Below are 12,910 nucleotides of genomic sequence, written 5' to 3'. Positions count from 1 at the left end.
TGCTCATAACTCAACGTTCTCGTCCTGCGGGCGGCCTGGCGGCCGTCCTCGGACGGGCCGGCACGGCCACAGGCGGTCCGCATGACTGATTGAGGTCATCCCAGGCCGAGGTCTTTCCAGGGGGCTCGCCGCCCCTGACCCCCGGTCCTCTTCGGGAGTGGAGCGCCGAGTTCGTCTCCCGCCGGTCGGCCACCGCAAGCGGCGTGCCCATGACGTAGTCGAGCTCCGAGTCGACTAGCCGGCGGGCCGCTACGTCCTCTCGGCTGCGAACAATGCGAACTTGCGAACTAACTGGCTTGATCTGCGGGTTTCGTCCTCGACTTAGTTCGCAGTCCTGCGAACTAAGTGGTCGGCGTCGTAAGTTCATCGGGGGTTGGTCAGGCTGCCTTGGTGAGGACTGGTTCGGCTGCCTGGTGCCGGTCGATTCTGGTGAGTAGATCGTCGAGGTCGTTTCTGGTGAACTTCCATCGGAATGGCTTGGCGGTGGCGTTGTAGCGTTTTTCGAACGTCAGTAGGCGGTCTTCGACTTCGGCCAGGTCGGTGAAGTCGTTGGGTGTGACGACTTTGCGTTGTACGACAGAGAAGTAGATCTCGATCTGGTTCAGCCATGAGGCGTGTACTGGGGTGTGCACCATGACCGCGTTGGAGAATCGTTTCGTCAGCCGTTCGATCGCTTTCTTGCCGCGGTGAGAGGAGCCGTTGTCCACAACCCAGAACACCCTCTTCGCCGACACGTACGGTTCCTGGGTCATGACCTGCTCAACCAGCGCCATGAACGGTGTGATCCCGGTCGAGGGTTCGCAGCGGCCAAACACGCGCGCCCCCTCGATGTCGTAGGCGGCCAGATAGGCCAGTGCCCCACCGCGTTCGTAGTCGTGGTTGATGCGCATCATGCGGGCCGTTCCCGGTGGCAGGCTAGGGTGGCAGCGGCAGCGGGCCTGAATCGAGGTCTTCTCATCAGAGGAGATCACATACTCGTCCACGCCCAATGACTCGCCTTCCCAGATGCCGGCGTACAGGTCGAGCACCCGGCCCGCCTTGGCCGCAAAATCAGGGTCGCGGGGGAAGATCCACGACCTGTACTGCCAGGGTTTGATCGCATCAGCCCTAAGCCAGCGCCGCAGGGTCGAGGTCGAGATCGACTCCACGACACCGGCGGCGACGACGTGGCGGGCCAGCTCCGGACAGCTCCACCGGGCCAGCGGCACATCAGCATCAGCGGGTATCTGGCAGGCGAGTGCTTTGACCTCGACAACCTGCACCGGCGTGAACGAGGGTGGACGACCCGAGCGTGGCAGGTCCTTCAACCCTTCCAGCCTGTCCGCCGCGAACCGGCCACGCCACTTGCGTACCGTGTCCTCCACCACCCCGCACCTGTGGGCGATCACAGTATTGGGTAGCCCTCGGGCAGCATCCAGCACGATCTGAGCGCGCAGCTTGTCCCTGGCCGGGCTCTTATGGCCCCGCGCGATCCTCCCCAACCCGTTACGTTCTGAGGCGGACAGCCGGATCTGCACGGCCTGGGAAACACCCACGATGAGGAGCCACTTCGTGATCGACAACAGAATTCGTCGATCATGTTGCAGGGGCTTACGTGAGCCGGTACGACACGCCGGGCACGTCGAAACAAGCGGCTACGGCACGATAGATCCCATGCCGACACCGCCGGAATCGACCAAAGCGTCACTGTCCTACCGGGTCCACGCCCGTGCCCGTGAACGCTGGCCCGCCCTCACAAGCGTCGATGTCCGCTTCCACGGCAGTTTCGCCTACATCACCGGCCAACTCCCCGACGGCACCACCCAGCCGCTATGCAGGCTCCGCTACGGCGGCTACGCCAACCAGTGGGGCTTCGCCATCTACCTTGCCAGCAAAGACAAATACGAAGACTCGTTCCTGCCCGACGGCAACCCTGCCGGCACCGCAGAAGAAGCCCTCGACTGCGCCTGCGGCCTCTACCTCAACGACCCGACCGCCTGGACCACCGACTAACCCCCGACGAACTTACGACGTCGACCACTAAGTCGTCCAGCCTCGCTCTAGCTCGTCTAGCCAGCACCGAGCAGCTGGCCGGGGGTCGAACGGTCGCCGTTGATCGTTGTTTGTCACTTTGGGCCAGCCTTCGACGACCCACAGGCGGCCGGCTCGCAGGGCTGAGCAGGTGTGGGACCCTTGGCATCGGGTGCCGGCGTAGATCTTGCCGTGGGAGTAGGCGATGCTCTTCACGTACGTCTGACCCGGGCACCATCGTGCCGAAGTCGCGGAACGTCCTCGTGGTGGGACTCCAGGCGAACACCTTGCCGCCCGGCGAGGTTCTTATACCGTGCCGTAGGGCGCGACGACGATGTTCCACACGTACGCCTCGCCGGCGATCGGCGCGCCGAGGTCCTCGGCCTGTGTTGCGCCGGGCGCGAGCCGGTACAGCCGTCCGGTGCCGTAGGTGCCCACGTACACCGAACCGTCGGGCGCCTGCTCGGCGCCGTAGGCGCCGTTGGCTCCCGTCCGCGGGACGGACAGCAGCGGAGCGCCCGTCGACGTGTCGACGGCGTTGAGGTACGCGGGCGTGCCGGACACGGCGGACCAGATCACCCGGCGTCCGTCCGGCAGCGAACCCACGGTTCCGCCGATCATGAGCACGTCCTGCAAGGGAATCCCCAGCGACCCGACCGCGGGCCGACGGGAGCGGGTGGAGCTGGCGCGGCCACCGCGGCAGTGGATGAGAGTACGGCCGCGACGAGCGCGACCAGGACGAGCAGAGTCTTGCCGTGCCTCACGGGGAATCCTCTCCGGGGCTCAACGAGGGACAGCGACCGAATCCATCGCAACGGCTATTACGGACGGGGCCGTAACCGAGTGGGTAGGTGCCCTCGCGGTCCGTGTCCATAACTGGTCCACATCAGTTCCGTGCATCGCCGTTGACGTCCACGCGAGACCTGTTTACGGTCAGGACCACAAGACTTCCCGAGGTGGTGGGCATGCACATGCGAACCCGTCTCTGGCGCCGGTTGCTGATCGCGGGACTGGCCGTCGTGGCCGGTCTGTCGGCGACGGCCGCCTCCACTCCGACCACGCCGCAGTGGTGGAACCGCGGCACGATCCCCCTGTACTCGACGACCGCGGCGGGCGGGGAAACGGCGCGGATGCCGGACGGCACCGTCCGCACCTACCTGGCGTTCAGCGGCAAGCCCGGGTACCTCGCTGAGATCGACACGTCCACCAAGCGGGTCATGCGCATGCTGCCGCTCTACGTGCCCGGGCCTCCCTCCGGGGAGGTGCCGGCCGACCTCGGTGCGCAGGGCGCGTGGGGCGTGTCGATCGACAAGCGAGGCACGGTGTACGTGAGCACCTACGGCTACGGCCACGTGTATCGCCTTCCCTGGAGAGCGAACGTGGTCGAGGACCTCGGCCGCCCCTCGCCGCGCACGAGCTTCACCTGGGAGGGCGACACCGACCAGCGCGGGGTCTTCTACTTCGGGACCACCGAGGGCTTCGGCACGGCGCCGTTGCCTCCGGGACGGCTGTTCTCCTGGGACCCGGCGACGCGGCAGTACCGCGACTACGGTGACTTCGGCTCGAAGTACCTCTACGTCCGGTCGGTCGAGGTGAGCGGCGGCAAGATCTACGCCGGTCTCGGGCAGACAACCGCGCTCTTCCAGGTCGATCCACGGACCGGCAAGCGGGTCGAGATCCCGCCACCTCCGGGGATGCCGACAGACAAGTACACGTATCAGATGGAGGACGAGGCCGGGTACCTGTACATCTTGTTCGCCGGCGGCACGACCGAGCAGGTCGGCTGGGTTCTGGACCTGAAGACCCTGAAGTGGAAGTGGCGGATCCCAGGCTACATGGGGCAGACGATCACTCAGGCCGACAAGCAGGGACGGGTCTACCTGAACATCAACAGCGAATTGACGCTGTTCGACCCTCGGGACGGCTCGCTGACGCCGACCGGGTTCCAGGGTGGAGCCGAGCAGGCCGACAAGGGCGGACTCGGTGCCGGCAAGGCCCTCGCGCGGCTTGTCGACAAGCGCGTCGGGCACGAGCTGATCTACGGCTCGACCGGCGGCGGTGACATGTGGACCTACGACCCGGCCACGAAGCAGGGCACCTTTGCCTACGCCGACGGCCTCGTCGGGACGCCGACCGCCCCGCGGTCGTTGGCGAAGGGCCCCGACGGCCGCATCTACGGCGGCGGCTACTTCCAGGGCGGACTCGTCGCGTACGACCCGGCGACGACCAAGTGGACTGAGTACGCCTTCAAGCACCAGATCGAGGGTATGAGCGCGCACAACGGGAAGATGTACTTCGGCGTCTACCCGAACGCGCAGCTGTGGGAGTACGACCCGGCCCAGCCCTTCGGCGACTCGAACCCGAAGAAGCTGTTCGAGCTCAAGGACGAGGGGCAGGAACGTCCGTGGGCCGTCGTGAGCGCCGGCCCGTACGTAGCGATCGGCACGTCGCCCAAGAACAGCCAGGACAACGGCGCCTTGACGCTGTACGACCCCGCTACGGGACAGCGTCGGACCTGGAACTCGGGCCTGGTCGAGGGCGCGAACCAGATCTCGACGGTGACCTACCACGACGGGATCATCTACGGCGGTTCGCTCGGCTGCTGCAACCCTTCGGACAACTCCAAGCATCCGGGGCAGGTGTTCGCCCTCGACGCCGCGACCGGCTCGGTGCTCTGGCGGTCGACGCCGTTGCCGGAGGAGCAGGGCGTGAACGGGCTGACGTTCGACGGCCAGGGCCGGCTGTTCGGCATGACGTACGGGACCGTGTTCGAGATCTCACCGACCGACGGCTCGCTGATCCGTTCGGTGAAGGAGTTCGACTACAACTGGTCGGTGGTGACGGGATTCCAGCCGCGCGCGGTGAACATGGAGTACGACCCGGGCGATGGGGCGATCTACGCGACCAACGGCCGGACTCGCAGGATCGACCCGGACACGCTGATCGACATGGGCCCGAACTACGCGACCGGGTTCGCCGCGATCTCACCGGGACCGAACAAGTTCTACGTGCAGAACGGCATACTCCTCGAGGTCAAGTGGTACTGAGTCCGATGGCGACCGCACGCCGCTAGTCGCCGCACCGGTCTGGCATGGGGTGCCCCCTCGTAACCGCCGCCGTCACCAACGCCGCCTGCCTGGGGTTCGTTGGGGCGGCGGGTGAGGGCGTTGACCATCTCGGAATCCCTCGGATACGACTGATGGGCAGTGGGCGGTGATCGATGGGTTGCGTGGGAGGGCGGCCACCGCGAGCAGCTCGTGGCGCGCTGGCCGCGAAGGATTCGGCCCGGCCGGGTCGTCGACGACCTTGTGTGCCTCACGGACCTCCTCCCGACGATCGCCGCCGCCGCCGAGGACGGCCGGAGCGTTCTCGACCATCTCACCGGCGAGCCGAGTAGCACCAGTGACACAGCGGCCGAAGACGTCGCTGAGTCGGACGAGGCGACTCGACTGCCTCAACGGGAACTCGTGCACCACAGTGCGAACGGTGCGTTCGCGGTGCGCCGCGGAGAGTACAAGGCTCTGTTCACGACCGGCTCAGGCGGATTCTCCGACCCCGCTGGGCAAGACGTCTACCCTCCGGACCGGGGCGGCCAGCTCTACGATCTGACCAGCGACCCGGGCGAACGCAACAACCTGTGGCAAAGCGAGCCGGAGGTTGCGAGGGAGCTCTTCGATGCACTGCGCGCGACTGGCGCTCGCGTCGCTACTCCGGCATCCGGTTCCCTGGAAACGGCGGCGGCGGCGGCTACGTCTCCGCGGCGGAGCTCAACATCGGGTACGAGCCCTGAACGAGATAGCTCAGCAGATGGATGACGGGATAGGTTCTGACGAAACCCACTCCAGAACCTGCGGAGCCAAGCGATGGCCGTATACGACGGGCGTGGCGCTCACGGCCAGATGGTCGAGTTCGTCGGCCGCCGCATTCTCGCCGGAGCGCTGCGCGAGGGCCAGACGATCGACGTCGCCGCGCTCGAGGGCGAGCTCGGTATCAGTCGGACCGTCGTTCGGGAGTCGCTGCGCGTGCTCGAGGCCAAAGGGCTGGTCGGGGCACGGCAGAAGCGCGGCACCTTCGTCCGGCCGCGGACAGACTGGAACCTGCTCGACGCCGACATTCTTCGATGGCAGTTCGCGGGCCGTTCGGACGGGGGGTTCTTCCAGATGTTGCACGAGGTGCGCAGCATCGTCGAACCAGCCGGCGCCCGGCTCGCCGCGCAGCGGCGGACCGACGCGGATCTGCAGGCGCTTGATGATGCGCTGGCTGCGATGGCAGAGGCTGGGGAGGACGCCGAGGCCGCGGTCGCGGCCGACCTGAGGTTCCATCGGGTGCTGCTGGGCGCGGCGCACAACGAACTGCTGGAACGCATGGAGGTCGTGATCGAGACGGGGCTCTTCGTACGCGACCAGTTCGCCTACGCCGGGGACGCCGAAGACCGGCTGCCGGCGCATCGTGCCGTCCTGGACGCCGTGCGCCGCGGAAGCCCGGCGAAAGCCGAACGATGCATGAGGATCCTGCTCGACCAGGCCGTCAAGGACCTGTCCGGGCTCCGGTTGGGCGACCCGGACGGGGACGCCGAACCGGCCGTGGAGTCAACGGATCCCGTGACCTTCCACGCGTCGGCCGGGTACTTCGACGTCCGGGAGATCGCCAGACCGTTGAAGAAGGCGCTGGTCGCCGGCTGCCTGCCGTGCCAGAGCGGCGAGATGTCCCAGTCCAGGCCCTTGACGCTGTTGGCGGCGGCGATGTTCCAGAACCCGGTGATCTCCATGGCGAGCTTGCCCTGGGCGAACAGCTGGTCGGGACCGACCCCCTGGCCGTAGTTGGCGAAGTCGCGCGGCGTCGGCGACACCTTGTGCTTCCAGGCGAGGTCCATCCGTCGTTCCACACGTGGCGAAGTGTCTGGGTGAACAGCCCGTTGCGTTGCCCGTCCAGTGACAACTGGTCGTCCTGGCATCCCGAAATCAGCAGCACGGCGACCCGCAGGTCGACGTCGTCGCTGGTCGGGTAGCTCGTCTGGATGTCGTCGCCGATGCAGGCTCGTGCGGTCCGTAGCGGTTCTACGCGCGACGACGACAAGGTGGCCGGGCAGGATGCGGGGAGCCGTGAGTCAGGGCGCCACTTGTGAAAACACACCCTGCTGTGAATGCTGTGCCGGCGCTCGGGGTCGAGACAAGCCGAGCCGGCACCGGGGTCCAGCAGGAGTACGGCGACCTGCTGCGCGACGATCCGCAGTGGGCGCAGTGGGCGCAGTGGGCGGCGCGAAGGTACGCGACGTCAGCGAACTCGCCGAACTTCCCCCGCGCGCGCCGCGGAACCCCATCCACGCCCGCGTCGCTTATCACGACGCCTGTCACCTGGCCAACGCAGGGCATCCGGCGCCAGCGCCGCGAGGTGCTCGCGACCGTGTCCGGCCTGGCGGTGCACGCCATCGCTGAGGCGGAACTGTGCTGCGGCTCGGCGGGCGTCTTCAACCTCGTGCAGGCCGAGACCGCCGAGGAACTCGGCCGCCGCAAAGTCGCGAACGTTGCGGCGACGAGCCGGATGTCGTCGCTACCGCCAACGCGGGCTGCGTGCTGCAGATCCGCCGCTACCTCGACGCGCGCGTGCCCTCATCCACCCGGTGCAGCTTCTCGACGCCTCGATCCGTGGTGTGCAGGCGGTCTCCAAGGGAGACTGCGTATGAGACCCCGGACCCTCACCGTGACCTGCTCGCTGCTGTTCACCGGCCTGCCGTTGCTTTGACCGCCCCTCACTTGCAACAACTTTCCGCTCAACGATCGAGACCGAGCCCAGCGCCGATGACTTCGGGGTGCGGCACGGGTCTACCTCGTTGGCAGATCTGCTCGCGCATGTGGGAAGGACGTCTTCATGGACAAGGTGACATCGGCCGACGGCACCCCGATCGCTTACGACTGGCTCGGCCGCGGGAGACCGGTGATCGTGGTCGGCGGGGCGACCTGCGACCGAGCTGTGACCCGGCGGACGGCCGAGGCGCTCGCGGAGTACTCCGGCGTGCTCAACTATGACCGCCGCGGCCGCGGAGACAGCGGCGACACCGCGCCGTACGCGGTCGAACGGGAGGTCGAGGACCTGGCCGCCCTCATCGCAGCCGCGGGTGGTACGGCGTCGGTCTACAGCCACTCCTCCGGCGCCGGCCTTGCCCTGCACGCGGCCGGCCAGGGCCTGGCCATCGACAGGCTGGTGCTGCACGAGGCGCCGTACACGCCGGACGCGGAGGAGGCCAGGCGGGCGGCCAGGACGTACGGCGAGGAGCTCAGGCGGATCCTGGCCGACGGGCGACGGGGTGATGCGGTCGCCCTCTTCCTGTCGATCACGGGCGTCCCGGACGAGGTGATCGTAGGCATGCGGGCCGAGCCGTACTGGGTCGGCATGGAGGCGAGAGCGCACACGCTTGCCTATGACTCGGAGGTGATGGGCGACATCTCCCAGGGCGGCACGCTGCCCGCCGAGGTCGCTGCCGCGGTGTGCGTCCCCACGCTGGTGATCAGCGGCGGTGCCAGCCCGGACTGGATGATCGCCACCGGTCAACGGCTGGCCGACATCATCCCGGATGGACGGCATCGGGTCCTGGACGGACAGGGCCACGTCGTCCCAGCGGAGGTCCTCGCCTCGGTCCTGGAGGAGTTCTTCACCGCCTGAGGTGGGTGGGGTAGGCCGATGATCGGCATCGCCGTGTGGAGACACTCACGGTTTGACATGTGACAAATTGATTGGCGCGGGACACACCTACAGGCGGTGGCTAAGAGTCCCGCCGAAGCCATCGGCAGGAACGTTTCCGGTATGCGACAACCTTTGGGCTGGTCGGCAGTCGGATACCGGTTTCGTCCCTGAGTGACATGTGGAAACCCTCACCGAGTTTTGAGTGACACGTCCTAGCCGCGGTGGGACTGTGAAAGCGGGCCCGCCGGCGAAGGCTCGACGCACACCAACGGCGGGCCCGCCATCGGCGCTGGGCGGGTTTTGTCCCACCCGCACGCTGGATGGTGGTCGAGGTGTGGGCACCTCATCCACGAGACGCCTGCGTCAGGATCCTACTTCCTGAGGCAGGCCCACCAGTGCCTTGTCCATTGGCCATGGTTGGCACGCACCGGCGGAGCCTTCGGCGGTTGTAGTTCACCTCGATGAAGGTGAACACGTCGGCACGGGCGGCCTCCAACGGGGCCAGGAGCGACGTGATGCGTTCGCCGTTCGGGTCGCCGAGGCGGTGTCGTCGGCGGGCTTGGCGGACGGACTCGACGCTGATCTCGTCGCGCAGCGGATCGACTTGGCGGCCGCATGGCGGCGACTGAGCGAGGCTGACCAGGAGGCGAGGCGCTTTCGCTCACCGTCTTTGAGGACCTCACCTCACCCCAGGCGGGCCGGGTCCTTGGCATCACCGCCGCTTCCTATCGCCTCCGGCTGCTGCGCGTTGCCGTACGCGCCGGCCTCTCAGTCGGAGGCCGGCGACCAACCCACCCACCGCGGCGGCTGTGCACCAGCTGCATCGAGGAGCAAGGGACGCGTCAGTAACGCCGGCGGTGCAGTAACGCACCAGGACCCGCGGGCGGTGCCCTCTTAATAAGCCCTCGAGCCCGCGAATCGTGTCATCGACGAAACGGAAGCGCTCGCAAGTATGCTCAGCAGAGACTCGGCCCGTGGGCTCGCGACGCGACGGCTGTTGCGCAGTCCCCGTGATGGTGTCGCCTGAGTCGCTCGCCTGGCACCCCGCGGAGCGCTTCTTCCTCGCCTATCCCCACGAACTGTCCGGTGGGCAGCGGCAGCGGATGGTCATCGCCAGGGCACGCAAAGCGTGCTCTCCTGCCGTCGCCCGGGGCCGCTCTCGGCCATGACGGCATCACCAGCGCGCGGGCCTACTGCGTTAGCGTTCAACCTGAAGTAGCCACGATATGCCGCAATTGAGACTTAGAAGAGCCAGTTCTAGCTTCCGTGAACACTGCGAAGAGGGGCGGTTGTCGTGAGTCAGGAGATCTCTCGCAGGAGCATGTTCCGAGCTGCGGGCGCGTTGGGCGCGAGTGCCGTACTAGCGGGCGGCATGGCCGCACCTGCCGCCGCGGCGAGTACCGGCGTCGATCCCGCGACCATCGGGAAGACCCGCAAGCGCCCGAACCAGGTCACCTCGGCCTACGCACGACTCGGCAAGGACGACAACCTCACCTGGCAGCAGACCGGTTGGGAAAACGTGACGGCGACGCCCGGCGACGGCAACGGCGCGCTCGCGAGCACCGTGACCACGCGGGCCGGCGTAGGCTGCTGGACCACCTCGACCGGCGCGGGCGGAAACGACTTCATCTACTTCAAGGTCGCGCCCGGCTACAAGCCGACGGCGCCCGGCGGCAACGCACTGGTCCAGGTCGTCTACTTCGACGCCGGTCCGGGAAACTTCACCATCCACTACGCCGGCGCTAGGAGCGACTACGTCACCGCCGAGATCGTTCCCCTGACCGGAGGCAACGTGTGGCGTACACACACCTTCGAGCTGACCGACATCTATTTCAACGGGCAGCAGACGATCGGCGCCGACTTCCGAATCAGCTCCTGGGATCCCGCGTTTGGCCGCTCGCCGACCGATGTCGCGGTGTCCGACGTGGCGATTTCGTTCGCCGACTTCTATCCGCACTTCCAGGTCAGCGTCGTCTCCCCGGAGGTCGGCTCAACCATCCACGGCACAGAGCACATCGACTTCTACGCGCCCGGAATGAAGAACGTCTGGGCCAGGGCCCAGCACCAGCCGGACGCGACGCACTCCGATGTCTATGACAGCTGGTTCCAGAACGTCATCCCGGATCCCGAGACCGGGTTCGGCCGGGTGAAGTTTCCCGCGCGTTCGTTCCCGCGCGGACCGCTCACTGTGATGCTGAGCGCCTGGGACAGTGCACCCGGCGACCCGAACTTCGCTCACTCCGATACGTTCTACCTTCAGCTAAACAACCTCGGCGGGGTTTCCTTCAACGAAGGGATACCGGCGACCACACCACCGCCGGCAACGGGCATGCGCGTGGTCTACGCCGACGACTTCACCGGTCCGCTGTCGATCTCGCGCACTGGAGCGGGCGCGACGTACGCCGCGCAGAAGCCGGATCCCAACGAGGCAAGCGGTGGCGGTGAGTTCGGCGACGCGATCTTCGCCGATCCGGCCGGTCCGAACAATCCGTTCGCGATCGTCAACAACCAGTACCTGCGGATACGCAGTACCCGCACACCGGCCGGGACGGTTGACCCGCGCGGCTGGGACCGCAGGTTCTTCGGCGGCCTGCTGTCGTCGCTTCGCTTCGACGGCACAGGCGTCGCCGTGCAGGACGGGTACTTCGAGGCGCGGATGCTCGCGCCTGGCGGTAAGGGCACGTGGCCCGCTTTCTGGCTGATGCCGCAGGCACCGGTTGCGACGGGGGATCCGTCGCTGGCTGCGGTCGAGGTCGACGTTACGGAGCTGTATGGCAACCAGGAGACCAAGTCGTACGCCACATACCACCTGTGGAACGCCGATCCGCAGATCCATGAAGGCACCAACGTGGCGTTTCCGAGCAACAACCCAACGTTCACCGGTTGGCACGTTTACGGCGCGAAGGTCACAGCCACCGACACGATCTACTACATCGACCACGTGGAGATCTGGCGGCACGCGACGGCACCCCAGGGGAATACGCCGATGTTCTTCATGATCAATCTCGCGCTCGGCTCCGGCTGGCCGATCAACATCACCTCGAAGTACCGCGACCAGGTCGATCTCTACGTCGACTACGTGCGAGTGTTCGCCCCTTAGCCCCGATCCGGGGGCCGATGACTTTGTGTGGCGGCGAAGGGTCGCGCCGCGGGCGGCCGCGTGTTGGGGGCTGGTACGGTGCCGGCAGCGCGGAGCAGGTTGTGGGTGATTGCGGGCGCAGATTGCCTAGGCGTTGTTGGCGGCGAACCGGCCTGAGGGCAAGTGCTCCAGCGGCCCGTCGATCAGGTCAGCGAACGCCGTTTCGATGACCGCGTGCCGGCGGTGGGTGATGTCAGAGCACCAGGGCAGTCCCGCCCCCGCGGCAGCAGAGGTCGTGCATCAACCCCTAGGCAACATGGGGGGCAAGGAGCCCAGGACCGAGGACGATAGTTGGCGTGGCCTCGTATCGCGGTTGCCGATCCACCACTCGGCGTGCGCCAGGATCTCGGCTCGCATCCAGGGTGGCTCGCTCTGTCGGCTCGCAGGACGGGGGTGGCTGGATGTGTTCCTCATCCTCAGCGTGGCGCGCCCGGTGGGATCCGCGGCGCCACGCGTCCACGACGAGTTCGCGGGCCTCGGTCGGGTCCAGCGCAGCGAGCTCCGCGTGGACCCAGTTGAACCGCATGTCCGAGTCCGACGGCAGCCGGAACTTCTCCGGCTGGCCGGTGACGAGCGCGCCGCGCTCCTGTTTCGGGAACGCGAACTCCATCACCGCCTCGTCGAGGGAGAACGCGACGTAGACGATCTGCTTGACCCGGAACTTCAACCGGCCGCGCACGTAGACCGGATAGGAGCGTTCGAGCTGCGAGCCCAGTGCGCGAACATCCTCGATCACCGCCATGACCCACCTCCCCACCCGAGGGCGAGGGTTGCCAGGTCGTGCGCGGCGCGCGCGGGATGCCGGTCGTCCTGGGGCGCTCCCATCATCAGGGTGCCCTCGATCAGCAGGTGCAGCTGGTCGGCCGCGTGCTCGGGGTCGGCGTGGTCCATCGCCTCCAGCTCCCGCATCAGGCGCTCACGAAGGCGCCGGCGGAACCCCTCGGTCTCGGCATGGGCTGGATGGTTAACGAGGCCGCAAGACGTCTACCCTCCGGACCGGGGCGGCCAGCTCTACGATCTGACCAGCGACCCGGGCGAACGCAACAACCTGTGGCAAAGCGAGCCGGAGGTTGCGAGGGA

General features: G+C 67.1%; 11 protein-coding genes and 1 pseudogene. 7 read left to right on the top strand and 5 right to left on the bottom strand.

Annotated features, from left to right (window positions below; all coding sequences use genetic code 11):
- Positions 1–377 precede the first annotated feature (377 nt).
- A complete protein-coding gene (locus HEB94_RS03130; RefSeq protein ID WP_202896081.1) occupies positions 378–1,562 on the bottom strand; it encodes an IS630 family transposase in 1,185 nt (394 codons plus the stop codon).
- 91 nt (positions 1,563–1,653) lie between these two features.
- Here HEB94_RS03130 and HEB94_RS03125 point away from each other — a divergent pair, with 91 nt between their 5' ends.
- Entirely contained in the window at positions 1,654–1,992 is a 339-nt protein-coding gene (locus HEB94_RS03125; RefSeq protein WP_192748551.1) for a hypothetical protein, read from the top strand.
- Positions 1,993–2,316: 324 nt separating this feature from the next.
- Here the strand turns inward: HEB94_RS03125 and HEB94_RS03120 are convergent, their stop codons facing one another.
- Positions 2,317–2,631, bottom strand: a complete 315-nt coding sequence (locus HEB94_RS03120) for a hypothetical protein (protein ID WP_192748550.1) — start codon at positions 2,629–2,631, stop codon at positions 2,317–2,319.
- Positions 2,632–2,975: 344 nt separating this feature from the next.
- On the opposite strand from HEB94_RS03120, the gene HEB94_RS03115 reads away from it, so the two are divergent.
- The 6 genes from HEB94_RS03115 (at position 2,976) to HEB94_RS03090 (ending at position 11,791) form a co-directional block, all read left to right on the top strand.
- Complete coding sequence (locus HEB94_RS03115; protein WP_192748549.1) at positions 2,976–5,057, top strand: outer membrane protein assembly factor BamB family protein; 2,082 nt, start codon at positions 2,976–2,978, stop codon at positions 5,055–5,057.
- A 159-nt stretch (positions 5,058–5,216) separates the two neighbouring features.
- Positions 5,217–5,825 carry an alkaline phosphatase family protein gene (locus HEB94_RS54240; RefSeq protein ID WP_420481509.1) on the top strand — a complete coding sequence of 203 codons (609 nt, stop codon included), beginning with the start codon at positions 5,217–5,219 and terminating at the stop codon, positions 5,823–5,825.
- Between the two features lie 48 nt (positions 5,826–5,873).
- The gene (locus HEB94_RS03105) at positions 5,874–6,830 is read left to right on the top strand and encodes a FadR/GntR family transcriptional regulator (RefSeq protein ID WP_238361398.1); all 957 of its coding nucleotides are present in this window, start codon (positions 5,874–5,876) and stop codon (positions 6,828–6,830) included.
- A 319-nt stretch (positions 6,831–7,149) separates the two neighbouring features.
- The gene (locus tag HEB94_RS53295) at positions 7,150–7,752 is read left to right on the top strand and encodes a heterodisulfide reductase-related iron-sulfur binding cluster (protein ID WP_202896080.1); all 603 of its coding nucleotides are present in this window, start codon (positions 7,150–7,152) and stop codon (positions 7,750–7,752) included.
- A gap of 126 nt (positions 7,753–7,878) precedes the next feature.
- Positions 7,879–8,670: an alpha/beta fold hydrolase gene (locus tag HEB94_RS03095; protein ID WP_192748547.1), complete on the top strand. Its 792-nt coding sequence runs from the start codon at positions 7,879–7,881 to the stop codon at positions 8,668–8,670.
- Positions 8,671–10,012: 1,342 nt separating this feature from the next.
- On the top strand, positions 10,013–11,791 hold the full coding sequence (locus HEB94_RS03090; RefSeq protein WP_192748546.1) for a glycoside hydrolase family 16 protein: 1,779 nt from the start codon (positions 10,013–10,015) through the stop codon (positions 11,789–11,791).
- Between the two features lie 30 nt (positions 11,792–11,821).
- Here HEB94_RS03090 and HEB94_RS03085 read toward each other — a convergent pair.
- The 3 genes and pseudogenes from HEB94_RS03085 to HEB94_RS03075 all read right to left on the bottom strand — a co-directional run.
- Positions 11,822–12,028, bottom strand: a pseudogene (locus HEB94_RS03085) (IS1380 family transposase); the annotation flags it as partial.
- A 49-nt stretch (positions 12,029–12,077) separates the two neighbouring features.
- Complete coding sequence (locus HEB94_RS50085) at positions 12,078–12,572, bottom strand: hypothetical protein (protein WP_238361397.1); 495 nt, start codon at positions 12,570–12,572, stop codon at positions 12,078–12,080.
- On the bottom strand, positions 12,563–12,739 hold the full coding sequence (locus tag HEB94_RS03075; RefSeq protein ID WP_192748545.1) for a hypothetical protein: 177 nt from the start codon (positions 12,737–12,739) through the stop codon (positions 12,563–12,565). The genes HEB94_RS50085 and HEB94_RS03075 overlap by 10 nt, the downstream gene beginning before the upstream one ends.
- Positions 12,740–12,910 lie beyond the last annotated feature (171 nt).

The sequence above is a fragment of the Actinopolymorpha pittospori genome, from assembly GCF_014873875.1.
GTDB lineage: Bacteria > Actinomycetota > Actinomycetes > Propionibacteriales > Actinopolymorphaceae > Actinopolymorpha > Actinopolymorpha pittospori.
This window is presented reverse-complemented; position numbering and strand designations above follow the sequence as displayed.